This is a genomic window from Kocuria sp. CPCC 205235 (genome assembly GCF_040980905.1).
GTDB lineage: Bacteria > Actinomycetota > Actinomycetes > Actinomycetales > Micrococcaceae > Kocuria > Kocuria carniphila.
The window spans coordinates 114,664-138,140 of the sequence record NZ_JAVKPR010000008.1 but is presented as its reverse complement, the minus strand read 5'-3'; the positions used below and the strand labels follow the sequence as shown (position 1 = coordinate 138,140).

Sequence of the window (23,477 nt, the reverse complement as noted above, 5' to 3'; positions counted from 1 at the left end):
CCTCGGCGTCTATCCCGGCACCGACGCGCCCGGCCCACGCCCCGCAGCTACCCTCTCAGCTGCGAAGAGCCGCATTTCCCGGGTGACACCCTGGACCCGGCGCGGACCGGGGGAGACCTGTGCATTCAGGCGTGCGCCGACGATCCGCAGGTGGCCGTCCACGCCGTGCATAATCTGGTGCGCATGGGCTTCGGGATCGTGTCCACGCGGTGGATGCAACTGGGTTTCGGACGGACCTCGTCCACCTCCAAGAGTCAGAACACCCCGCGCAATCTGTTCGGATTCAAGGACGGCACGGCCAACCTGAAGGCCGAGGACCCGGAGCTGCTCAACGATCACCTATGGGTCCGCGACGGCACCTGGATGGACGGCGGCACCTACCTAGTGGCCCGGCGCATCCGCATGATCATGGAAACCTGGGACCGCGAATCACTGATGGGCCAGGAGAACATCATCGGCCGCACCAAGGGCACGGGCGCACCGCTGTCCGGCGGCGAGGAGTTCACCGCGCCGGACTTCGGCATGCAGGGTGCGGGAAATCAACCGATCATCCCCAAGGATTTCCACGTGCGCTTGGCCCACCCGGAAACCAACAACGGTGTGCAGATGCTGCGCCGCGGCTACAACTACGCGGACGGCACGGACCGGTTGGGCAATATGGACGCGGGGCTGTTCTTTATCGCGATGGTCAACGACCCGCGCACCGGATACGTGCCGATCCAGAACAAACTGGCCCGTCAGGACGCGCTGAGCGAGTACCTGCGCCACACTGGGTCCGGGCTGTTCGCCGTGCCGCCCGGGATTCCGAACGAGCCCGGGGCGTACGTGGGGCAGCAGTTGTTTGAGGGACGAGCTCAAGCCGTGTGATGCTCTCGCGAGTGCGAGGTGACTGTCGAAGGGTCGCTGCCGATGAATCGGCGGCGACCCTTCTTTCAATCGTTACACGAATGGCTTTCCCCGACACAGAAGTGTCGTCGATCGAAAACATTCCCGAAATAATTCGGGGCCATAGTTCTTCTGGGGTCGCCGGTTGGATGCACAACACGAACCGGCCTCCCATGGATTCGTAGCTGGTCATACACAGAGCCTTCCACCGGATCATCACGCATCTTTCAGCTCTCGGAGCTGCCCAGAAGAAAGATCGAACACATGTCGTTAGATACTCGGACACGTCCGGACCACGAAGGATCGACAACTACCGTCTCACCAGGCACCAACGCGGACGCGCGAGCGGCCACTCGCGAGAGTCTGGAGGATTACACGCTTCGGTTTGCACCGCGTTCCTACCGGAAATGGGGCGCGGGTGTGGTCGCCACGAGCGCACTCGGTGGGATTGCCTATTTGGCGGACTTCTCCATTGGCGCCAATGTCGGAATCGCGCACGGAACCACCAATGCATTGCTGGGTATTACCGTTGCCGCGTTCATCATCTTTGTCACCGGGTTGCCCCTGGCGTACTACGCGGCTCGGTACAACATTGACCTGGACCTGATTACCCGCGGTTCGGGATTCGGGTACCACGGGTCCGTGATCACCAACGTGATCTTTGCGACCTTTACGTTCATTTTCTTTGCCCTCGAAGGTTCCATCATGGCTCAGGGCCTGGAACTTGGGCTGGGTATCCCCAAACCCATCGGCTATGCGCTGTCGACCCTGCTGATCATCCCCCTGGTCATCTACGGGATGAAAACCTTGGCCACGCTGCAGGTCTGGACCACCCCGCTGTGGCTCGTGCTCATGGTGATCCCCGTGGGATATCTGGTCCTGGCCAATCCCGATTCCGTGGGTAGTTTCTTCGCGTATCAGGGTGAATCAGGCGCGGGTGCCGGGGTGAGCTTCGCCTCAGTCATGTTGGCCGCCGGCGTGTGCCTGTCACTGATCGCTCAGATCGCCGAACAGATCGACTACTTGCGATTCATGCCACCCAAGACCGATGAGAACCGTGTGGCCTGGTGGCGCGCCGTCATTCTGGCCGGCCCCGGTTGGGTGATCTTCGGCGCGATCAAGCAGATCACCGGTCTGTTCATCACGGTGTATTTGATTGCGACATTGGACCCGGCAGCCTCTGCGACCGCCAATGAACCGGTCCACCAGTTCTTGGGCGTCTACCGGGAGATGATGCCCGCGTGGCTGGCCATGACCCTGGCGGTGATCCTGGTGGTCATCTCTCAGGTGAAGATCAACGTGACCAACGCGTACTCAGGATCTCTGGCGTGGACCAACTCGTTCACCCGGGTGACCCGCACCTACCCCGGTCGCATGGTCTTCGTGGTGGTCAACTTGGCCATCGCCCTGGCACTGATGGAACTGAACATGTTCGACTTCCTCAACACCATCTTGGGCTTCTACGCCAACTGCGCCATGGCCTGGATCGTCACGGTGGCCACTGACATCGTGGTCAACAAGTACATCCTCAAACTTTCACCCAAGTACCCCGAGTTCCGTCGAGGAATGCTCTACAACTGGAATCCAGTGGGCGTGACGTCGTTGGCGCTCTCGGCGGGTATTTCCATCGCTATGTTCTTCGGCGCTTTCGGTCCGGCGGTGGCACCGTATTCGCCGATCTTCGCGGTCCTGATCGCCATGATCGTCACACCCGTCATGGCTGTGCTGACTCAGGGGCGGTACTACCTGCGGCGCGTGGATGACGGAATCGACCTGCCCATGGTTGATGCGGACGGCAACCCCTCGGACGTGACACTTACCTGTCATGTGACCGGGATGGAGTTTGAGCGCCCGGACATGCTGCTCTCCAATGAACTGGCTCCGGACGGATCCAAGCAGTACATCTCGTCCCTGGCGCTGGCCACCGACAAAACGGGGAAGTACGTGCTGCCCGCGCAACGTTGATTGCGCGAGCTGATACAAAACAAAAAGATCCCCCGGACACGTCACGTGCCCGGGGGATCTTCTACTGACAACGCGGCGGTCTTAGCTCTCGAACCGGAACTTCGCTCCCGTGTGGTCCTCGCGCAAACGGGGTCCGGCCCCGCCGAAGACCTCGCGGGCCGTGCGGGAGGTGGCGGAAGCGACGTCGTCGGCGGTCAGTACGCCACGTTCGCGCAGAACGGGCGTGACGAACCGGCCGAAGCGCTCGAAGTCGGCCGGACGCACGCATGCATTGATGTTGAAGCCGTCCAGGTCCGCGACCTCGACCCAGCGCTGGAGCTCGTCGGCGACTTCCTCGGGGGAGCCCACGATCACGGGGCCGCGGCCGTCGATGGCCACGAAATCGGCGACTCGGCGCGGGGTCCACGCGCCCTCGGAATCCATCTTGGTAAACGAGGCCAGCGCCGACCGATTGGCGTCCGTCTCTACGTGCTCGAGCGGGGCATCCGGGTCCGCGCTGGACAGGTCTACTCCGGTCCAGCCGGCGAACAGGGCGAGCGCGGCGTCGACGTCCACGTACTGCTTGTATGACTCGAGGCGCTCGCGGGCGGCCTCGGAGGTCTCGGCCACGACCACCGCGGCGTTGGTGAAGACCTTGATCGAGCGGGGGTCGCGGCCGTACTCGGCGGCGGCCTTGCGCAGACCGGCCGTCCACTTGGCGACCTGCTCGGGAGTGGGCCCGGAGAAGAACACGGCCTCCGCGTGTTTGGCCGCGAACTTCAGCCCGCGCGGGGAGGCACCGGCCTGGAACAGGAACGGCGTGCGCTGCGGGGTGGGTGCGACCAGAGCGGGTGCCTGGACGTCGAAGTACTCGCCGGAATGCCCCGCGCCCTTGACCTTCTCGGGATCCACGACGACGCCGCTCGCGGCGTCCGCGGCATAGGCATCGTCCGCGTAAGAGCCCTCCCACAGCGAGTAGACCACGTCCATGTATTCATCGGCGCGGTCGTAACGCTGGTCGTGGGGCAGCTGCTGACCCAGGCCCAGATTGCGTGCCGCCGACTCCTGGTAGGAGGTCACTACGTTCCACGCGATCCGCCCGTCGGTGAGGGCGTCCAGGGTGGAGAAGCGGCGGGCCAGGTCATAGGGAGCCGCGTAGGTGACGGACGCCGTGACACCGATGTTGAGGGTGCTGGTGGCTTTGGCCAGCAACGGTGCCAGGATCAGTGGATCCAACTGGGGGACCTGAACGCCGCCGCGCAGGGCGGCGTCCGCGGAGCCGCCGTACACGTCGTAAAGCCCCAGAACGTCGGCCAGGAACAGGCCGTGGAAGCCCGCGTTCTCGATGATCTGGGCCTCCCGCTCCCAGTGGGACAGCTGCGCGTAGTTGCGCGACTGGTCCTCGGGATGGCGCCACAGTCCGGGGGACTGGTGGACGGGCACGGGCATTTCGAAGGCATTGAGCAGCAAGGAGCGGGGCAAAAGGGGTCCTTTCGGGTTGGTACTGGGGCGTGTGCGGGTGGTGCCGAGTCAGTACTGAGCGTTCTCGGGCGCGTCGGTCACGGTGTCCTTGGCCATGCGGCCGGTGACCACGGAGATCACGGCCAGCAGGCTCAAGTAGCCGCACAGCAGCCACGGAGAGCCGCCGGTGGCCACGAGCCACGCGGCGATCATGGGGGTCAGACCGCCGGAGAGAATGGTGCCCACCTGGTAACCCAGGGACACCCCGGAGTAGCGCAGGTGGGTGGGGAACTGCTCGGCGAACAGAGCGGCCTGAGGGCCGTAGATGCTGTCATGCAGCACGGCCATGCCGATCAGGTACACCAGCGGCAGCAAGGCCAGCGGCCCGTGGTCCAGGTAGTAGAAGTAGGGCCACACGAACACGCCGATGGCGGCCGCGGCAATGATGGAGATGCGGCGGCGTCCCACGCGGTCGGAGAGCCAGCCCCAGAACGGGCCGCCCACCAGGCCCACGGCGGCGGCGATCAGGATGGAGATCATGACCCACTGACTCGCGCCGCGCTGCTGCGTCACGTAGGTGAGCGTGTAGACGGTGAGGATGGAGAAGATGGCCGGCTGGATCATGCGTTGACCGATGCAGACGATCACGCCGCGGGTGTGCTGGGTGAGCACCTCACGCACGGGCGACGTCGCGGCGGCCTTTTCGCGCTTGACCTCTTGGAACTCCTCGGCGTCCTCGATGCCGGCGCGGATGATCAGGCCGATGATCACGAGCACTGCGGAGAACAGGAAGGGTACGCGCCAGCCCCACGCCTGGAACTGCTCGGCGGTGGTGACGCCCTGCATGATCGCGAAGAACGCGGTGGCCAAGAGCATGCCGGCCGCCGAACCCACCTGCGTGAAGGAACCGAACAGTCCGCGCAACCCCTTGGGTGCGTGTTCCACGGAGAGCACCGCGGAACCTCCCCACTCCATGCCGGCGGACAACCCTTGGGCAATGCGGCAGGCAACGAGCAGGGCCACGGCGAACCAGCCGATCTGCGAGAAGCCCGGCAGCAGCCCGATCACCGTGGTGGCCACGCCCATGATCAACAGGGACGCGACCAACAGGGCCTTGCGGCCGATCCGGTCACCCAGGTGCCCGGCAATGATGCCGCCCAGGGGCCGGAAGAAGAACGCAATGGCGAAGGTCGCGAACGAGGCAATGATCGAGCCCACGCCCGAACCCTGCGGGAAGAAATAGTGACTGAACACCAGGGCTGCGGCGGCACCGTAGAGGTAGAAGTCGTACCATTCGATGGTCGTGCCCACGAAGGACGCGGCGAGCACGCGCTTCTTGTCACGCACTGCGGATCCCACGCTCGCGAGCGCGTGATCCGTGGCGGGTTGGGTCCGCTGGGCTGATGATGAATCGGTGACCGTGGGCACCGGGGCGGTGGCGGGGGCCATGACACTCCTCATGACGGGGCGCCACGGAAGAATGTTTGGTGAGCCGGACGCCGTCCTTGCCCGTACCGGTACTGATCACGGGCCGAATCATCACCTGGGGCACCCCACGACAGCGTCTGAGGGTTGCCGTCCGGCCAGCCAGGGCTTCGCACCGGAACTCGTGATTCTTGTCGCGTGAACCTAACCACACGATCGTTGAGCACCACAAATGATGAAGATTTGTGACCGCCCCGAGGATGCCTCTCGGGATGGCTCGCGAGGGGTGCGTCCTCCTGTTTCCGCCCGTCCCCGGTGCCTAGAATGGGCCTATTCCCCGGGTTGCCGGGGCAGACACCGTTGTCGAAAGAACACAGGGAGCCGACCATGCCTGAGCCCGCCGCCGCCAATGCACTGGTGCTCGACCGACCCGAGGTCATCGTGGTCGACATCGAAGGTACCCTCTCCTCCACGTGGTACGTCCGGGATGAGCTCTACCCCTATTCCCGTAAACGCTTCACCGGCTATTTCGAGGAGTATTCCCACAAACCTGAGGTCGCCCGCGCTCGCCGACAGATCATCGATTTGGCCGGCCTGGACAGTTCGGCCACCGCCGAGGATCTCACCGGTGTGCTGGAAGCCTGGATGGATGAGGGTCAGATGCCGGCCCCGCTGCGCACGATGCACGCGTTGATCTGGCAGGAGGGCTTCGCCGCCGGGGAGTTCGTCTCGCCGTTCTTCGAGGACGCGATTCCCGCCTTGCGGACCTGGTCCGAGCAGTCGATTCCGGTGTTCATCTTCTCCAACGGCACGTTGCCCGCCCAACGTGCCTGGTTCAGCCATTCGCCCGAGGGCAACCTGATTCCACTGATCAAGGGACACTTCTCCCTGGAATCGGCCGGCGCCAAACACGAGGTGAGTTCGTTCCGTAACATCACCCACGACGTGGCCGAGGCGCTGGGCAAACCGCGTGAGAAGTTCTTGTTCTTCTCCGACCAGGTGGAGGCCCTGGACGCAGCCCGTCAAGCCGGGTGGAACACCGTGGGAGTGCGCCGCCCCGGTGACCAGTTCTACGACGCCGGCGTGGGGGATCATCCCGAGATCCAGCGCTTGAATCAGGTACGGTTCATCCGTCGCTATGCGTCCCGCTAGCGCGATCGGGAGATTTCAGACGGGATAGCTTTCACCGTGAACAAGACCACCATGCGCCCCGGGGCCGGGCGCGCACTTTTCGCTGCCGTGGCCGGAACACTCATCGAGTGGTATGACTACGCCTTGTACGGCACGGCCGCCGGGCTGATCATTGGCCCGCTCTTCTTCGCGGGAATGGACTCCGGTGCTTCCTTGGCCGCGTTCGCGACCTTCGCGGTGGGCTTCGTGGCGCGCCCGCTGGGTGGTGTGCTGGTCGGTCACCTGGGGGACCGCTACGGTCGCCGCCCGGCCATGTTGCTCACCGTGATTCTGATGGGCGTGGCCACGGTGGGCATCGGCCTGTTGCCCACCTACGCCGCGATCGGCGTGGCCGCCCCGGTGTTCCTGGTGCTCCTGCGTCTGCTGCAGGGCATGGGGGCCGGTGCCGAGTTGGCCGGGGCCATGACCCTGGTTGCGGAGTTCGCCCCGCCGCGGCGTCGTGGACTGATGACGTCGCTCGTGCTCGCCGCGCCCCCGGCCGGCATTGTGCTGGCCACCGGCGCGTTTCTGTGGACGGCGTCTCTGGGTGATCAGGTGCTGTTGGATTGGGCGTGGCGCTTGCCGTTCCTGGCCTCGGCGGTGCTGTTCGCCCTGGCCATCTTCATCCGCGTCAAGCTTGAGGAGAGCCCCGAATACCTGGCCGCGCTCCACGCCGCCAAACAGCGTGGGGAACGCCGCAGGGTGCCCGTGGTGGCCCTGATACGCGAGCACTGGCGCGCGGTGGTCGTGGGGTTCTTCGCGATCACCGGGCACAACGCGCTCAACTACATCCTGGCCGTGTTCTCCCTGTCCTTCATGACCTCACCGGCCGTGGGCATGGATCGGGGATCGGCGTTGACCGCGGTGATCATCGGATCCGTGTGCGGCGTGCTGGCCACCCCGCTGGGTGGCTTGGCCGCCGACCGGTTCGGTGCCCATAAGGTGTTGGCCTTCGGCTCGCTGCTGGGTGCGGTGGGTGCGTTCCCGCTGTTCGCGGCGCTGTCCTCGGGCAGCGCGATGGCTGCGACCGTCGCCATTTCCGTGGGCTACGGTGCGGTGATCGCTTGCACCTCCGGTTCCCAGGGCGCCTACCTGGCGGGCTTGTTCCCCGCCGCCGAACGCTTCAGCGGCATCGCCCTGGCACGTGAGGCCAACGGTGCCATCGTGGCGGGATTCACCCCGCTCATCGCGGCCACCCTGATCACCGCCGCCGGCGGACAGACCTGGGCCGCAGCACTCTTCCTCATGGCGTGCTGCGTGATCTCGGTGGTGGGCGTGCTGCTGGGCAAGCCGGGCCGCTACACCTCATAACCACGCGCTCCTTCACAGTCACGACCTCGCGGTCGGCACTTCACAGTCACGACGACGTCGCTCGGTCCCCTCGGCCGGGCGACGTCGCCGTTTCTGGGTTCTTCCGGTGCTGCCCCGGGGGCCTTCCCGGGTCATCCCGTGGCGGGCCGCTTATGCGTGTCAGCGACCCTTGGCACTCTCACAGTACTCGAATAAAGTTTCGAATACACCGGGAGAGTGATCGAGTCATGACGGTACTGACTGCGGTAGAACACACGGACCTCACGTGGAGCGAGACGCACGATGCGGTGCGGATCGATGAGGGGTGGGGGCAACCCTGCGAGGTGCACTGCGATGAGTCGGGTGCCCCGTGCGAGTTGGTGTTCCGGGGCAGACTTCACCGCATTACGGCCCCACCGCAGCGCTGGTACGAACGTCGCCGCTGGTGGCAGCTGGAAGAGCGAGTTCCGCGGGAAAGCGGGCAGTCCGTGGTGGACCGGCAGCACTGGCGTGTCCAGGCGGCGCAACGCGGGGCCGTGATACCTCGCACTCTGGAATTGGTGCGCCACGAGATCACCGGCCAATGGTGGCTCGTGGCTGACCAGGCGGTTTGACATTGATCGAACAAACTTTCGAATATGAGGTATGCATTTCCCTCATTTGCGCGTGGCTTCCGCTTACAGCGCGCACTACGGTGTGGCTCGCCCCCACGAGCTCGCGCAGGTGGCGGCGTCCTACGGGGCGCAGGTCCTGGCGTGCACCGACAGGGACGGGTTGTACGGGGTGGTCAAGCACGTGCTGGCCTGTCAGCAGCACGGTGTGGCTCCCGTGCTGGGAGTGGACCTGGCGTTGTTGGGTCCGGTGGCGGCGTCGGCGGGGAAACACACTCGCGCCGCCGCCGGCCGGCAAGGCCAGCACGGTCGACACGGGCGCAGCACGGTGCCGCCGGCTCGGGTGATCGGGCGCGTGGTGGTGTTGGCCACCGGGGGTAACGGGGGAGCCGGGTACGCGGCGCTGTGCCGGCTGGTGTCCGCGGCCCATCGGAACCACGATCATCATGCAGCCCGCCCCATCGGGTTGACCCGGGACCAGATCGCCCGCCACGTGCATCGCGCGGCGGCCGGGGGAACTCCCGGACTGGTGGTGCTCGTGGGCCCGGATTCGGACGTGGGATCGCTGTTGGCCCGGCGTCGTTACCGGGCGGCCCGCACGGCCCTGCGCGCATGGAAGCGTGTCCTACCGGCCGGGTGTCTCACCGTGGAGACCGCAACCCACCTGGCACCGCAGGGCAGCACCCTCAGCACCGGTCACGCCGTGCGGATGCTCACCGTGGGGCGCGAGGCCGGGCTGCCGGTGATCCTCACCAACGCCGTGCGCTACGCCCACCCCGGCCAGGCCGTCACCGCAGACGTACTGGACGCGGCCCGCACCCTCATGTCCCTGGAGGAATTGGCCGGCTCGGATCCCGGGGTGCTGCAACCCACGGGGCAGGGGTGGCTCAAGAACACCGCGGAGATGACCCGGCTCGCCCACGAGATCTCGGCGGCCGCGGACCTCGGGGCCACCGGGGCCGCGCACCTGCTCGCGGACACCTACCGACTGGCCGAACGTTGCAGCCAGGACCCCGTCACGGACCTGCGAGTGGGCCAGCCGGTGATTCCGGAAGCCTCCGTCATCGGTCTCACCGGGAACCCCAACACCCAACTCAGAACCCGCTGCTACACCGGATTGGAGCGCTTCCACTCCCACGAGAACTGGGACCGCACGGTCCCCGGACTGAGCGGGGAATCGCTGCGCTCGCGGATGGACCGGGAGCTGGACGTGATTGCGCAGCTGGGATTCGCCGGATACTTCCTGACCGTCTCGGAGGTCTCCGAATTGATGACCCAGCTGAAGGTTCGGCACGCGGCCCGAGGTTCGGCGGTCTCGTCCCTGGTGGTGCACCTGTTGGGGATCTCTCCGGTGGATCCGCTCGAGTACGACCTGGTCTTCGAGCGCTTCCTGTCCCCGCGGCGCAGCAGTCTGCCGGATATCGACATCGACATGGAGAGCGCGGAGCGGCACCGGATCTATCACGAGATCTTCCAACGCTTCGGTAGCAGTCGGGTCACGCTCATGAGCATGCAGAACGCCTACCGCTCCAGGGGTGCCGTGCGGGATGCCGGGCTTGCACTGGGGTTGGAACAGGAACTCGTGGACCACATCGCGGCCCAGTTGTGGCGGGTCCCCGGGGCCACCCTGCGCGAGGAAATTGCGCAGCGCCCGGAGCTGACCCGGCTGGCCGATGACCTCAAGGCCAACCGGCAGCTGGATCTCCTGGTGGATCTGACCGAACGCCTGGACCGGTTGCCGCGCCACATTTCCATGCACCCGTGCGGGGTGATCCTCTCGGACGCCACCCTGCTGCACCGCACGCCTGTGCAGGCCAGCGGGATCGGGCTGCCCATGTCCCAGTTCGACAAGCACGACATGGATCCCATGGGCCTCATCAAACTCGACATCCTGGGCGTGCGCATGCAATCCACCCTGGCCTATGCGGTTCAGGAGGTGGCCCGCATGGAGCCGGACCGCCCCGCCCTGGACCTGGACGCCATGCCCCGCGATGACCCGGACACGTTCCGGCTCATCAGCTCCACCCACACGCTGGGGTGTTTCCAGATCGAATCCCCGGGGCAGCGCGAACTGATCGGGACCATGGGCCCGGAGGAGTTCAACGACCTGATCGTGGACATCTCCCTGTTCCGCCCAGGGCCCATGCAGGCGTCCATGGTGCGCCCCTACCTCAACTCCCGCCACGGCTGGAGCACCCCCGAGTACCCCCACCCGGACCTGGTGGACATCCTCAAGGAAACCCGCGGGGTGGCCGTCTACCACGAACAGATCATGCGGATGATGGACCGGATGACCGGTTGCGGACTGGCCACCGCAGACGAATGGCGGCGCAGGCTCGGCTCGGAGACCGAACAGCGCGTGGAGGACGCCTTCCGCAGCGGGGCACGGGCCCGAGGCTACGACGCGGAAACCGTGGAGAAGGTGTGGGAGATCCTGCATGCGTTCGGAAGCTTCGGTTTCTGCAAGGCCCACGGTGTGGCCTTTGCCGTACCCACCTATCAGTCCGCGTGGTTGAAGACCCATCACCCGGAGGCCTTCATGGCCGGGGTCTGGGAACACGACCCGGGTATGTACCCCGCTCGGTTGCTCGTGGGGGAGGCCCGGCGCATGGGCATCCCCGTACTCGGTCCGGACATCAACCACAGCGTGGATCATCACCGCATCGAACCCGTGACCGCCCGGCCCGGCACCGTGGAATCCGGGGACCTGGACGAGGGAATCCCCTACACCCGTGGTGGGTCCTGGGGGATCCGGATGTCCCTCACCAGCATCACCGGGATCAGCGGCGCGGAAATCGAACGGATCGTGGCCGGTCAGCCCTACTCCACGCTTACGGATGTGCGCACCCGGGCCAGACCCTCTCGGCGGAGTCTGCAGCGACTGGCCACGGCCGGGGCCCTGGACAGTCTCCTGAACACCTCGGGCGCTCGCGCCTCCCGCACCGACCTGGTGACCCACTTGACCCGGCGAGCCGATCAACCAGCCGCCTCTCGCAGCGCCTCTGCCAAGGGACAACCCGGTCCCGGACAACTGGCCCTTCCGCTGGGGGACCTGGAACTGACCGGGCTGCCGCCGGAACAACCCGAACCCAGCACCGAGGAGAAGGTGCGCGCGGAACTGGACACCATGAACATCGAAGTCTCCGCCCACCTCATGGACGGCCACACCGCTCTCCTGCGCTCCTACGGGGTCACCCGTGCGGAAGACCTGCTGGGACTGCGCAACGGCACCGAAGTAGTGGTGGCCGGGGTGCGCGTGTCCACCATGACCCCGCCCATGCGCAGCGGGAAGCGCGTGGTGTTCATTTCCGTGGATGACGGTTCCGGCGCGGTGGACTGCACCTTCTTCGACGAGGCGCAGGCCCTGTCCGGACCCGTGCTGTTCGCACCCACCATGCTGCTGGTCCACGGCCACACCCGCCGCACCGGACCCCGGGGCATTGGAGTGCAAGCGGTACAGGCCTGGGACATGGCCCATCCCGAAACTCTGCCCGACCCAGCCACCGTGCTGGGTTCCCAACCCAAACCCAGCCGTGCACCTGCATGAAAACCCCAGGTCACAACCTCTTAACGCAACCTCCCTACGGTGTGAATCATCAGCCGCCCACGGCGGCCAGGAATTCCTCACACCAGGAGCACGACATGTCCGAGAACACCCCTCGTCCCAGCCGCCGGAACCTGATCACCGGAGGCAGCGCGCTCGCGGCCGCCGGGGTGCTGAGCGCCGCACCCGTCGCCGCCCAGGCAGCACCGGCCACGGTGGCTCAACACCGCGGCCGAGGTCGCGGCCACGGCCAGATGCCGCTGTCCTTCGGTAAGAACGGCGCGTTCAAGATTGTCCAGTTCAACGACACCCAGGACGGCCCGCGCACCGATCGCCGCACCCTCGAGTTCATGGGCAAGGTCCTGGACCGGGAGAAGCCGCAGTTCGCCCTGATCAACGGCGACGTGATTAACGGGTCCCCGCGCACCAACCGCGAGGTCAAACAGGCCATCAACAACGTGGTCATGCCCATGGAATCCCGGGGCATCAAATGGGCCGTGACGTTCGGCAACCACGACGAGGACTCCACCGAGGACAACGGCACCGGCATGTACGAGCCGCAGCTAGTGGAGTTCGTGCGCCAGTACCAGCACAACCTCAACCCCGGTGACGACCAGAAGGTCTTCGGTTCCTCCAACGCGCAGCTGCTGATCCGCGGCTCCCGCGGCAACGCTCCGGCCTTCGCCGTCTGGCTGCTGGATTCCGGCCGGTACGCGGAGGACAAGCCCGGCGGTCAGGACCGCGAGGGGCTCATGGGCTACGACTGGATCCGCCCCAGCAGATCCGCTGGTACAACGACCTCTCCGCGGAGACCGAGCGCCGCTACGGGAAGAAGATCCCGGGCCTCATGTACTTCCACATCCCCACGTGGGAGCACCACCACATGTGGTACGGCCAGCAGTTCAGCTCGGACGACGACGGTCACGCCGCCGCGGTGAAACGCCACGGCATCGTGGGGGAGAAGCACGAGAACGTCTACACCGGCATGATCAACTCCGGTATCTACGCCGCGGCCAAGGAGCGCGGCGACATCCTGGGCATGTACTGCGGCCACGACCACATCAACACGTACATGGGCAACTACTTCGGCATCGAACTCGGCTACGGCCCGGGCACGGGCTTCGGCACGTACGGCCTCAACGACGGCACCCGCGACGAACACACCCTGCGCGGCGCTCGCGTGTTCGAACTCAATGAGCGCACCGAACGCGTCTACACCGGCACCCGCCTGATCTTCGCCAAGGACCTCGGCATCGACATGGCTCCCGAAACTCAGCCCCTCGCCCGTCCCGTGCGCTTCCCGCGCTACGTGCGCGGCTGAGTTCCCCGCCGACGGCGCTCGGGAGCCTCGAGCGCCGTCGGCCACCTCGACGCCGCGCAGCCGGCCGCCGCCGCGGACCGGGACGGAGTTACGGCGCGGTACGCGGCGACGTCGTGGACGGGAACAGCTGTGAAAGACTGTGAAGCATGGCAAAACACACCGGTAGCGGGGACCTTTTCCAGACCGTTGATCAGGTCACGGAAGAGGCCATCAACATCGGCTACCGGTGGGAGCAGCGGCTGCACCGGTGGCGACAGGCGCGCGCCGAGCAGCGCGGTGACATCCCCACCATGCTCGCCTTCGACGGCTACGGCAGCACCCGGCACGTGCGCGTGCTGGGGCGCGTGCTGCTCAAGACGCGGCAGCTGATCGCGGACACCGATGATTCCGCCGAATTCATCCGCGGCTGGCGCTCTTTCACGTCCATCCCGTTGGCCTTCGCACACGTGAACGTGTGGCTGGGCGACCACGAGTTCCACCTGATGGCCGATAAGGGCGGCGTGATCGACGTGGACCTACAGGTCAGCATGGAGCCGGGTATTTACACCGTCTATATGCAGACCGACGGCTCCGAGGTCACGGAGGCTGCGGTGACCATTGTTTCCGAGGACCAGACCATCGGCGTGGTCTCCGACGTGGATGACACCGTGATGGTTACGGCCCTGCCGCGTCCCATGCTGGCGGCATGGAACTCGTTCGTGCTCAACGAGCACGCTCGCACCCCCACCCCGGGCATGGCGGTGCTGATGGAACGACTGCGCAACCACCATTCCAGGGCACCTTTCCTCTATCTGTCCACCGGTGCGTGGAACGTGGCGCCCACGCTGCGCCGCTTCCTGACCCGCAACGCCTACCCGGCCGGTACGCTCCTGTTGACCGACTGGGGGCCCACCACGGACCGCTGGTTCCGGTCCGGGGCCCAGCACAAGGTTCAGAACCTGCAGCGGCTGGCCAAGAACTTTCCGCACATGCGCTGGATCCTCATTGGCGACGACGGTCAGCACGATCCGCAGATCTACTCCGGTTTCGCGCAACGCCACCCGGAGTCCGTGGCGGCCATTGTGATCCGTAACCTTTCACCCACCGAGGCGGTGCTCGCCGCCGGCGCCCGCGCTACCGAGGACCGGTCCGTCTCGATCCCCGAGGGCACCCTGTGGATCGAAGGTAACGACGGCGCGTCGATCTCGCACCAGCTACGCGATGCGGGCCTGCTGTAGAGCCACCCGAGGCAAAAACCGGCGTGCCGAGAGCATTCTCGACACGCCGGTTTTTTTAATTTTCGGATGTGTTCAACGCCTCCGCGGTTGTCCACAGGACGGACGACTTCCGCGAGTTCTCGCGCCTGTTTCAGCACCACCCTGTGGACAGTGAGGGGATAACCGGGAGACACCTGTGGATTATGGCCACCACATCATCTTGGGGCCGCTTCCCATGTCTGACACTAGATGTAGTATTGACGCAGTCATACAGAGCACTTGACGCAACCAGCGGCAACCCACCGGATATGCTCCGATCGCCGCGGAAGCGCAGTACTCCCACCACTAGTTTTCGAGGGGATTGGGATATGTCCGTCACCGTGTACTCCAAGCCGTCATGCGTCCAGTGCAACGCCACCTACCGTGCCCTGGACAAGAAGGGTATCGACTACCGCGTGGTGGACGTGACCGAGGACCAGGACGCTTACCAGCACGTGGTGGGCCTGGGTTACCAGCAGGTCCCCGTGGTGGAAACCGCCCAGGATCACTGGTCCGGTTACCGCCCGGATAAGATCAGCTCCCTGGCTGTTCTGCTATCTGCCTGAGAGCGGTAGCGTTAAACCCGCAGCCGTCGAAAAAGCCGACGCTTGCTCGCGAACCGTCGCGGCGGCGTCGGAATTTTTCAACCCGCACCATAGCCCGATAGCCAGAATCGAAGTGACACGCCATGAGCACTTTGGCCAGCGTGTTGGCCGCGGCTCAAGAACGCGAAGACCATCGACTCGACGTCACCGCGGGGGAGAATTCCCCCCTGGTGGTGTATTTCTCCTCGGTCACCCGCAACACCGACCGCTTCATCCAGAAGCTCCCGGTCAGGTCCATACGGTTGCCGTTGAAAACCTCCGAACCCACGCCCGAGCTCACTGAGCCGTTCGTGTTGGCCGTACCCAGTTACGGCAGACCGGGGGGCGCCGGATCGGTCCCCCCTCAAGTCGTGAAATTCCTGAACCAACCCGTGAACCGCCAGCACCTTATGGGTGTCATAGGCGCGGGAAATACTAATTTCGGATCACTGTTCTGCGTAGCGGCGGAAAAAGTGGCCGTGAAATGTCAGGTGCCCCTGCTCTACAAGTTCGAACTCATGGGCACCGATGAAGACGTAGAAAAAGTCACTCTAGGATTGGACAAGTTTTGGCAAGCATCCATGCAGCCCCGGGACTGAGCGTTGAACCGGGACACGAAGATCCCACCTGCCCCGAGCAGTACCGCGGCTTGGGCTACCACGAGCTCAATGCTCTGCTGAACTTGTACGACGCCAACGGCCAGATCCAGTTCCAAGCTGATCAGCAGGCCGCGCGTCAGTACTTCTTGCAGCACGTCAACAACAACACCGTGTTCTTCCACGACCTTGAAGAGAAGCTCAAGTACCTGGTGGACCACCAGTACTACGAGGCCGAGGTGTTGGACAAGTACAGCTTCGAGTTCGTCAAGAAACTCTCCAAACAGGCCTACGCCCACAAGTTCCGTTTCCAGACCTTCCTGGGCGCGTTCAAGTTCTACACCTCCTACACGCTCAAGACCTTTGACGGTCAGCGGTACCTGGAGCGTTTCGAGGACCGTGTGGTCATGGTCTCGCTGTACCTGGCGGACGGTGACGAGGCCCTGGCCGAGCAGCTTGTGGAAGAAATCATCACCGGCCGTTTCCAGCCCGCGACCCCCACATTCCTCAATGCCGGTAAGAAGCAGCGCGGCGAGCTCGTCTCGTGCTTCCTGCTGCGCTTCGAGGACAACATGGAGTCCATCGGCCGCAACATCAACTCTGCGTTGCAGCTGTCCAAGCGCGGCGGTGGTGTGGCGTTCGCGCTGACCAACCTGCGTGAATCCGGCGCACCCATCAAGAAGATCGAGAACCAGTCCTCGGGCGTGATCCCCGTGATGAAGCTGCTGGAAGACTCCTTCTCCTACGCCAACCAGTTGGGTGCCCGCCAGGGTGCCGGTGCCGTGTACCTGCACGCCCACCACCCGGACATCTACAACTTCTTGGACACCAAGCGTGAGAACGCTGACGAGAAGATCCGCATCAAGACTCTCTCCCTGGGTGTGGTCATCCCGGACATCACGTTCGAGCTGGCAAAGAAGAACCAGGACATGTACCTGTTCTCCCCGTACGACGTGGAGCGGATCTACGGTGTGCCGTTCTCTGACGTGAACGTCTCCGAGAAGTACCACGAGATGGTCGCGGACTCCCGGATCCACAAGCAGAAGATCAACGCTCGCGAGTTCTTCCAGACGCTGGCCGAGGTGCAGTTCGAGTCCGGTTACCCGTATGTCATGTTCGAGGACACGGTCAACAAGGCCAACCCGGTTGCCGGCAAGATCATCATGTCCAACCTGTGCTCCGAGATCCTGCAGGTCTCCGAGCCCTCGGTGTACAACGAGGATCTGACCTACGCCGAGGTCGGCAAGGACATCTCCTGCAACCTGGGCTCCATGAACATTGCCCTGGCCATGGAGTCCGAGAACTTCGGCTCCACCATCGAGACCGCCATCCGCGGCCTCACTGCGGTCTCGGACATGTCCAACATCGACTCCGTTCCCTCCATCCGTCGCGGCAACAACATGTCGCACGCGGTGGGTCTGGGCCAGATGAACCTCCACGGCTACTTGGCCAAGGAGCACATCTACTACGGCTCCGAAGAGGGCATCGACTTCACCAACATCTACTTCTACGCGGTCACCTACCACGCCATCCGCGCGTCCAACCTGATCGCCAAGGAGCGCGGTGAGTCCTTCCAGGGCTTCGAGAACTCCAAGTACGCCTCGGGCGAGTACTTCGACAAGTACACGGACCAGGCATGGGAGCCCGCCACGGCGCACGTGCGTGAACTGTTCGAGCAGGCCGGCATCGCCCTGCCCACCCAGGACGACTGGCGTGAGCTCAAGGCCAAGGTCATGGCGGGCGGCATGTACAACCAGAATCTGCAGGCCGTGCCGCCCACCGGTTCCATCTCGTACATCAACAACTCCACGTCTTCCATTCACCCGATCGCCTCGCGCATCGAGATCCGTAAGGAAGGCAAGTTGGGTCGCGTGTACTACCCGGCGCCGTTCATGAACAACGAGAACCTGGAGTACTTCCAGGACGCGTACGAGGTCGGTTACGAGAAGATCATCGACACCTACGCCGCTGCCACCCAGCACGTGGACCAGGGCCTGTCGCTTACGCTGTTCTTCAAGGACACCGCCACCACCCGCGACATCAACCGCGCCCAGATCTACGCGTGGCGCAAGGGCATCAAGACCATGTACTACTCGCGGATCCGCCAGCTCGCGCTGGAAGGTACCGAGATCGAAGGCTGCGTCTCCTGCATGCTCTGACACGTGATTGGTCGATCATGACCGGTTGACCACTCACGCAGCATTGCCGCCCCGCTCGGACCACCGGTCCGGGCGGGGCGGCTCGTTAACGCGTAAGAAGTTGCGCGGGCGCGCGTCACCTCACCCGAAAACCCAGCAGAAACGGGCATCATAAAAACATGGCAGTCTCTCTCAACGGTCAATCCCCAGGTGACAAGGGCACACGGGGTCCCCTTCGACTGGAAAAGGGTCACTCGATTCCGCTGCGGGAGCAGGTGGCCAACAGTTTGCGCCACGCGTTGGTCGCCGGTGATCTGGAACCCGGACAGGTCCTGACGGCCCCGGTGTTGGCCACCGAGTTCGGCGTGTCCGCGACCCCGGTGCGCGAGGCCATGTTGGACCTGGCGACCGAGGGCCATGTGTCGCCCATTCGTTACAAGGGGTACCGGGTGGTGGAGATCTCCCCGGACACCCGTGCCAACATCCTGCAGTTGCGCTCACTCATCGAAATTCCACTGATGGCCCAGGTGGCTCGGGACGGAGTTGAGCCCGAGGTTCTCGAACACGCCGCCCACATTGCCCAGCGGAGCATCGACGTGGCTCAGTACGGCGAGCTCGTCGAATTCATCCGCCTGGACATGGAACTGCACTTGGGTCTGCTGGAAACCACGGGCAACGACATCGCGGTCCGGCACGTGCGCTCCCTGCGTTACATGTCCCGGCTCACGGGTCTCAAGGACCTCGTGGCAACGGGGCAACTCACGCACACGGCCCAGGAACACCTGCAGCTCGTGGACGCCATTCGAAACGGCGACCCAGAGTCCATGGAAGCCGTGATGACCAAGCATTTGGGACATATTTCGGGTGTCTGGGCGGGCTCCGGTGAAGACTGACACGTGCAGTCCAAGGACTGCTGGGAGTGTGCTTGGCACGGCTACGAAGGCAACCGGGTAGAAACGTAATATGTAACATTGTAGTGTGTCTCGGGTCACCCATCTGGAGGTCCTATGAGCAACGCGCACCAACAAGCCGCGGAAACCCGGAAAACCAATTTCCGCGTGATGGCCGGTTCCCTGTCCGGCAGCACCATCGAGTGGTACGACTTCTTTCTGTACGCCACCGCATCCGCCTTGATTTTCAACGAGCAGTTCTTCCCCACGGACGATCCGTACATCTCGCAGATGCTGGCGTACCTCACGCTCGCCTTGACGTTCTTCATCCGCCCGCTGGGTGGCATTGTGTTCTCGCACTTCGGCGACCGCGTCGGCCGTAAGGTCACGCTCGTGGCCACGCTGACCATGATGGGTGTCGCCACCGTGGCGATCGGTCTGTTGCCCACCTACGACCAGGTGGGTGTCCTCGCGCCCATCCTGCTGATTGTGTGCCGCATCATCCAGGGCCTGGCCATCGGCGGTGAGTGGGGCGGTGCCTTGTTGCTCGCCTACGAGTACGCCCCGCCCAAGAAGCGCGGCCTGTTCGGTTCGGTTCCCCAGATGGGCATCACCATCGGCATGTTGTTGGCCTCGGCCGCTTTCGCCGTCATGGCTGCCTTCGGAACGGAGTTCCTGACCACATGGGGCTGGCGTATCCCGTTTATTGCGTCCATCGTGCTGGTGGCCGTGGGGCTGTGGATCCGCGGTGGCCTGGGGGAGACCCCGCACTTCAAGGCCGCCAAGGAATCCGGCAGCATCCCCAAGCTGCCCCTGGCCGAGACCCTCAAGTACCACTGGCGCGCCGTGCTGGTCGCCGTGGGCGTGAAGGTCGTGGAGACCGCACCGTTCTACATCTTCGCCACGTTCGTCGTTTCTTACGCCACGGGCACCTTGAACTACAACCAGTCTTCGGCCTTGAACGCGGTGAGCCTTGGTGCGGCACTGTCCACGCTGCTGATTCCGGTCATGGGCGCCTTCTCGGACCGTGTCGGTCGTTTCAAGGTCTACTTCGCGGGCGCCGTGGCCATTGCCCTCTTCGCGTTCCCGTTCTTCATGCTTTTGGACCTGCAACAGAATTGGGCGCTGTTCGCCGCGGTGGTCATCGGTCTGGGCATCGTGTGGCCTCCCGTTACCGGCACGCTCGGCACACTGTGCTCCGAGATCTTCTCGGCCCGCGTTCGTTACACCGGCGTCACGCTCGGCTACCAGATCGGTGCTGCCCTGGCCGGTGGTACCGCACCGCTGATCGCCACCTGGTTGCTCCACGAGTTCGACGGCGCCTGGTTGCCCATTGCGCTCTACCTCGTGTTGACCGCGGCCATCTCGCTGATCGCCGTGCTCTTCGCCCCGGCCATCGCCAAGCGCGAGGCCGCCAAGGAACCCATGATTTCTGACGCACCCGCATCCGTAGGAGGAGCCGCTTCATGACCGCCGATACGACGTCGAACCAGAACCAGCACACTGTGGGAGCCGCAGGATCGCCCGCGTGGTACACCTCCGAGCAGATCCTGGGTGCTGTGTCCGTGGACCGGGCTCGTAAGCTCCTGGAATCAACGCTCGCCTCGGGGTTCCGCCCGCAGGATGACCCCGCACGGAGCAATATCCCGGCCGGCACGGGGCATCTCTTGTTGATGCCTTCGGTTCTCGGCGACTGGGCGGGCATCAAGGTGGCCTCGGTGTCCCCGAAAAACCCCGAGCAGGGCCTTCCGCGGATCCAGGCCACCTACGTGCTGATGGATTCCGCGACCCTGACCGTTCAGGCGCTCATGGAGGGCAATGTGCTCACCACGCTGCGCACCCCCGCGATCTCCGCGGTGGCTGCCGACTACCTGGCCACGCCCGACGCGAGCAAGCTCGTGGTCTTCGGAACCGGTCCGCAGGCGCTCTCCCACATTGAGGCGTTCTCCAAGATCCGTTCCTTCACGGACGTGGTCGTATGCGGCCGCACCCCCGAAAAGGTCGACGCCGCCGTCGAGCACGCGCGTTCGCTGGGACTCGCGGCCCGGTCCGGTGACGCGACCGAGGTGAGCGACGCGGACGTGGTGGTCTGCACGACGTCGGCGGCCGAACCGCTCTTCGACGGCGCCCTGGTCCCGGACACGGCCTGCGTGGTGGCCATGGGTTCGCACGAACCCGAATTTCGCGAACTGGACTCCACTCTCATGGGGCGCGCGCAGGTTGTTGTCGAGGATCGTGCGACCGCAATGCGCGAGGCTGGCGACGTGATCCAGGCAGTCAATGATGGTTCCCTGGCCGAGGACACCCTGGTCGACCTGGTGGACATCGTCACCGGTGCTACCAAGCCCGACCTCGCTCGCCCGCGCGTGTTCAAGTGCGTGGGCATGAGCTGGCAGGACCTTGCCGTGGCAATCGGTGTGGTCGAGCCGGAGTAAATCTCCCGCTCGGTTGAAAAAGAATGTGTGAGGCCCGGGTTCGCCCGGGCCTCACACATGCCCGCGCCAGCTTGTGCGCGGCTGTCAGGGCTCCGGATGCGTCCAGTCGCCGATACCGCTGCATGACCCTGCACCGCAAGCTCACGCGCCGACGCCGCTGGCTCACTCAGCGTTGCGCCGTCCGCCTCGCATCTTGGGTGCCGGTAGAACCCCCTGACACACCTGGTGTTCCGTAAGAACCTTCTCAGCAACGTGGAAGGGCTGTAACGGCACATGAGGCGTCGCGCGCGGCTCGAGGGGGCCCTTGGGTGTGGTGGGAGCCCGGGGTCCATGGGCAAGTGTGAGCGGTGTGCAGGAGCCCGGGGATCATGGAGAAGTGCGGGGGAGTCGGGGCATGCGAAAACCCTGGCACTTTCGTACCGGGGTTTTTCTTTGGTGCGTGAGGTTAGCGCCTTGATCGCCATTAGTCCACATCATGAATGATGACTCCGGGGCGGTTGATTTCGATGTAATTGTAGGTAGCAATTGCAACTTTCAGCGCCGCATAGTTTGCGTCGACGAGCGCGAGCAGATCGCGGGTAGAGATGTTCCCGCAGGTGATGTGAAGTAGTTGAGACGGCTGCTTCCGCAGTAGATGCGATGCGCGGAAATCTTCGTCCTTGGTCACCACAAAGCGTTGTTCGGTGTCCGCAATCTGTGCAACGGCGGTATCGGGCAAAGTCGCTCCACCCGGATATTCCTAGATGTGCTTGGCAGCGTGCCCCAGGCTAGTCAGGTGTTGGGCAAGGGCCCGTGACAGCTGTTGGTCGATAAGGAAACCAGCCACCTTTTTCGCCTATGCCACGACGCGAAGAACACGGGCCGATGAATCAAGAGCTGCATACTCAATCGCAGCGAGAAGATCATCGCGCTCGAGCTCGTCGTAGTCAGTCAGAATTTCGTCGTAACTCATGCCGGACGCGAGCAGTTCAAGCACGTCTTGCACTCGCAAACGCATGCCTCGGATCGTTGGGGATCCGTGGCAGATCGTCGGATTCACCGTAATCCGATCAAGTCGACTGACTGGTTTGCTCATGTGCCGAGTCTACGGTGGCAGGTTCGGATCAGCCAGGGATGGCGCATGAGCAGACATCTATGTGCGGCGACTCCTTGGGTGCCCTTAGAGCCCCCTGCCACACCTGGCGTGCCGTAAGAACCTTTTCAGCAACCAGGAAGGGCTGTAACAGCGCATGAGGTGTCAAGCGCGGTTCTAACGGCGCCTCAGGTGTGGTGGGGCCCTGGACATGATGGGGAAGTGGGGGTTATAGGCCAAAATGTGTGTACGGGAGGGGTGCGGGGAGTCCCGGCATGCGAAAACCCCGGCACTTTCGTACCGGGGTTTTTCTTTGGTGCGCGATACTGGGATCGAACCAGTGACCTCTTCCGTGTCAGGGAAGCGCGCTACCGCTGCGCCAATCGCGCTCAAACAATCTCGTCGAGCGAGGGTGGTTAGCACCGAGGTGGAGACGGGATTCGAACCCGCGTAGACGGCTTTGCAGGCCGCTGCCTAACCACTCGGCCACCCCACCGGGACCAGATCCTTGTAGGACAGGGTCTCAGGTCTCGACATGGTTGTCGATTACTGCGAGCGGACGACGGGAGTCGAACCCGCGACCCTCACCATGGCAAGGTGATGCTCTACCAGCTGAGCTACGTCCGCATTGTTGGTTGAAAGACTTTCCGTGAACCGGTTTGCCGTTCTTCCGAGCGGAAACTCTATCACAGTCCGTCAGCGCCTGTTCCGTGAAGTTTTCAACCGGTGGGGGTTGATCGCTTCGCCGTTCTCGGCTGTGCCAACGAGCTAGAACATTACCCACACAATTTCGTTCGAGCAAATCGACGGTGACCCCAGCGGGTCCACCCGGTTAACCGATGTGAATGAGGCGGGGGTGAACCACAACCGATTGGC

General features: G+C 64.2%; 19 protein-coding genes, 3 tRNA genes and 1 riboswitch. Of the genes, 15 read left to right on the top strand and 7 right to left on the bottom strand.

Annotated elements, in window-relative coordinates:
• Together RF638_RS07975 and RF638_RS07970 are read left to right on the top strand one after the other, a co-directional pair.
• A partial coding sequence (locus RF638_RS07975) for a Dyp-type peroxidase (protein WP_368841723.1) occupies positions 1–867 on the top strand: 867 nt, incomplete at its 5' end.
• 282 nt (positions 868–1,149) lie between these two features.
• Entirely contained in the window at positions 1,150–2,850 is a 1,701-nt protein-coding gene (locus RF638_RS07970) for a cytosine permease (protein WP_254049382.1), read from the top strand.
• A gap of 81 nt (positions 2,851–2,931) precedes the next feature.
• Here the strand turns inward: RF638_RS07970 and RF638_RS07965 are convergent, their stop codons facing one another.
• The gene (locus RF638_RS07965; protein ID WP_368841722.1) at positions 2,932–4,311 is read right to left on the bottom strand and encodes an NtaA/DmoA family FMN-dependent monooxygenase; all 1,380 of its coding nucleotides are present in this window, start codon (positions 4,309–4,311) and stop codon (positions 2,932–2,934) included.
• Positions 4,312–4,359: 48 nt separating this feature from the next.
• On the bottom strand, positions 4,360–5,739 hold the full coding sequence (locus RF638_RS07960; protein ID WP_368841721.1) for an MFS transporter: 1,380 nt from the start codon (positions 5,737–5,739) through the stop codon (positions 4,360–4,362).
• Positions 5,740–5,786: 47 nt separating this feature from the next.
• A riboswitch (SAM riboswitch) is annotated at positions 5,787–5,905 on the bottom strand.
• A 197-nt stretch (positions 5,906–6,102) separates the two neighbouring features.
• On the opposite strand from RF638_RS07960, the gene mtnC reads away from it, so the two are divergent.
• The 13 genes from mtnC to RF638_RS07895 all read left to right on the top strand — a co-directional run bounded on the left by mtnC (position 6,103) and on the right by RF638_RS07895 (position 21,529).
• On the top strand, positions 6,103–6,867 hold the full coding sequence (gene mtnC / locus RF638_RS07955; RefSeq protein ID WP_368841720.1) for an acireductone synthase: 765 nt from the start codon (positions 6,103–6,105) through the stop codon (positions 6,865–6,867).
• A 36-nt stretch (positions 6,868–6,903) separates the two neighbouring features.
• Positions 6,904–8,196 (top strand): MFS transporter, encoded by a 1,293-nt coding sequence (locus RF638_RS07950; RefSeq protein WP_368841719.1) that lies wholly within the window; start codon positions 6,904–6,906, stop codon positions 8,194–8,196.
• Positions 8,197–8,423: 227 nt separating this feature from the next.
• The gene (locus tag RF638_RS07945; protein ID WP_095798170.1) at positions 8,424–8,789 is read left to right on the top strand and encodes a DUF6504 family protein; all 366 of its coding nucleotides are present in this window, start codon (positions 8,424–8,426) and stop codon (positions 8,787–8,789) included.
• Between the two features lie 31 nt (positions 8,790–8,820).
• On the top strand, positions 8,821–12,333 hold the full coding sequence (locus RF638_RS07940) for a DNA polymerase III subunit alpha (RefSeq protein ID WP_368841718.1): 3,513 nt from the start codon (positions 8,821–8,823) through the stop codon (positions 12,331–12,333).
• A gap of 95 nt (positions 12,334–12,428) precedes the next feature.
• Complete coding sequence (locus tag RF638_RS07935) at positions 12,429–13,268, top strand: metallophosphoesterase (protein WP_368630375.1); 840 nt, start codon at positions 12,429–12,431, stop codon at positions 13,266–13,268.
• Positions 13,214–13,651, top strand: a complete 438-nt coding sequence (locus RF638_RS07930; protein WP_368630376.1) for a hypothetical protein — start codon at positions 13,214–13,216, stop codon at positions 13,649–13,651. The genes RF638_RS07935 and RF638_RS07930 overlap by 55 nt, the downstream gene beginning before the upstream one ends.
• A gap of 146 nt (positions 13,652–13,797) precedes the next feature.
• Positions 13,798–14,868, top strand: a complete 1,071-nt coding sequence (locus RF638_RS07925; RefSeq protein ID WP_095798167.1) for an App1 family protein — start codon at positions 13,798–13,800, stop codon at positions 14,866–14,868.
• A 347-nt stretch (positions 14,869–15,215) separates the two neighbouring features.
• Positions 15,216–15,452 (top strand): glutaredoxin-like protein NrdH, encoded by a 237-nt coding sequence (nrdH, locus tag RF638_RS07920; RefSeq protein ID WP_129699467.1) that lies wholly within the window; start codon positions 15,216–15,218, stop codon positions 15,450–15,452.
• A gap of 122 nt (positions 15,453–15,574) precedes the next feature.
• Positions 15,575–16,069 (top strand): class Ib ribonucleoside-diphosphate reductase assembly flavoprotein NrdI, encoded by a 495-nt coding sequence (gene nrdI / locus RF638_RS07915; RefSeq protein WP_129699466.1) that lies wholly within the window; start codon positions 15,575–15,577, stop codon positions 16,067–16,069.
• Positions 16,066–18,225 carry a class 1b ribonucleoside-diphosphate reductase subunit alpha gene (gene nrdE, locus RF638_RS07910; RefSeq protein ID WP_315277521.1) on the top strand — a complete coding sequence of 720 codons (2,160 nt, stop codon included), beginning with the start codon at positions 16,066–16,068 and terminating at the stop codon, positions 18,223–18,225. Before nrdI ends, nrdE begins: the two co-directional genes overlap by 4 nt.
• Before the next feature lie 158 nt (positions 18,226–18,383).
• The gene (locus tag RF638_RS07905; RefSeq protein ID WP_315277460.1) at positions 18,384–19,097 is read left to right on the top strand and encodes a GntR family transcriptional regulator; all 714 of its coding nucleotides are present in this window, start codon (positions 18,384–18,386) and stop codon (positions 19,095–19,097) included.
• Positions 19,098–19,211: 114 nt separating this feature from the next.
• Positions 19,212–20,564, top strand: a complete 1,353-nt coding sequence (locus tag RF638_RS07900) for an MFS transporter (protein WP_368630377.1) — start codon at positions 19,212–19,214, stop codon at positions 20,562–20,564.
• Positions 20,561–21,529, top strand: a complete 969-nt coding sequence (locus tag RF638_RS07895; protein ID WP_368841717.1) for an ornithine cyclodeaminase family protein — start codon at positions 20,561–20,563, stop codon at positions 21,527–21,529. The genes RF638_RS07900 and RF638_RS07895 overlap by 4 nt, the downstream gene beginning before the upstream one ends.
• Before the next feature lie 463 nt (positions 21,530–21,992).
• Here RF638_RS07895 and RF638_RS07890 read toward each other — a convergent pair whose 3' ends face one another.
• The 5 genes from RF638_RS07890 to RF638_RS07870 form a co-directional block, all read right to left on the bottom strand.
• The gene (locus RF638_RS07890; protein ID WP_368628821.1) at positions 21,993–22,247 is read right to left on the bottom strand and encodes a DUF5615 family PIN-like protein; all 255 of its coding nucleotides are present in this window, start codon (positions 22,245–22,247) and stop codon (positions 21,993–21,995) included.
• A gap of 117 nt (positions 22,248–22,364) precedes the next feature.
• Complete coding sequence (locus RF638_RS07885; protein WP_129699461.1) at positions 22,365–22,604, bottom strand: DUF433 domain-containing protein; 240 nt, start codon at positions 22,602–22,604, stop codon at positions 22,365–22,367.
• Positions 22,605–22,915: 311 nt separating this feature from the next.
• Positions 22,916–22,990: transfer RNA gene (locus RF638_RS07880), tRNA-Val, on the bottom strand.
• Positions 22,991–23,026: 36 nt separating this feature from the next.
• A tRNA-Cys gene (locus tag RF638_RS07875) sits at positions 23,027–23,097 on the bottom strand.
• Positions 23,098–23,155: 58 nt separating this feature from the next.
• Positions 23,156–23,228 (bottom strand) — tRNA-Gly (locus RF638_RS07870).
• Positions 23,229–23,477 lie beyond the last annotated feature (249 nt).

Excerpts from the sequence above, each read along its gene's own strand:
- mtnC (WP_368841720.1), top strand. The coding sequence starts at position 6,103 with ATGCCTGAGCCCGCCGCCGCCAATGCACTGGTGCTCGACCGACCCGAG.
- RF638_RS07905 (WP_315277460.1), top strand. The coding sequence starts at position 18,384 with ATGGCAGTCTCTCTCAACGGTCAATCCCCAGGTGACAAGGGCACACGG.
- RF638_RS07935 (WP_368630375.1), top strand. The coding sequence starts at position 12,429 with ATGTCCGAGAACACCCCTCGTCCCAGCCGCCGGAACCTGATCACCGGA.
- RF638_RS07895 (WP_368841717.1), top strand. The coding sequence starts at position 20,561 with ATGACCGCCGATACGACGTCGAACCAGAACCAGCACACTGTGGGAGCC.
- RF638_RS07925 (WP_095798167.1), top strand. The coding sequence starts at position 13,798 with ATGGCAAAACACACCGGTAGCGGGGACCTTTTCCAGACCGTTGATCAG.
- RF638_RS07900 (WP_368630377.1), top strand. The coding sequence starts at position 19,212 with ATGAGCAACGCGCACCAACAAGCCGCGGAAACCCGGAAAACCAATTTC.
- RF638_RS07960 (WP_368841721.1), bottom strand. The coding sequence starts at position 5,739 with ATGGCCCCCGCCACCGCCCCGGTGCCCACGGTCACCGATTCATCATCA.
- RF638_RS07940 (WP_368841718.1), top strand. The coding sequence starts at position 8,821 with ATGCATTTCCCTCATTTGCGCGTGGCTTCCGCTTACAGCGCGCACTAC.
- RF638_RS07930 (WP_368630376.1), top strand. The coding sequence starts at position 13,214 with ATGTGGTACGGCCAGCAGTTCAGCTCGGACGACGACGGTCACGCCGCC.
- RF638_RS07945 (WP_095798170.1), top strand. The coding sequence starts at position 8,424 with ATGACGGTACTGACTGCGGTAGAACACACGGACCTCACGTGGAGCGAG.
- nrdI (WP_129699466.1), top strand. The coding sequence starts at position 15,575 with ATGAGCACTTTGGCCAGCGTGTTGGCCGCGGCTCAAGAACGCGAAGAC.
- nrdH (WP_129699467.1), top strand. The coding sequence starts at position 15,216 with ATGTCCGTCACCGTGTACTCCAAGCCGTCATGCGTCCAGTGCAACGCC.
- RF638_RS07885 (WP_129699461.1), bottom strand. The coding sequence starts at position 22,604 with ATGAGCAAACCAGTCAGTCGACTTGATCGGATTACGGTGAATCCGACG.
- RF638_RS07970 (WP_254049382.1), top strand. The coding sequence starts at position 1,150 with ATGTCGTTAGATACTCGGACACGTCCGGACCACGAAGGATCGACAACT.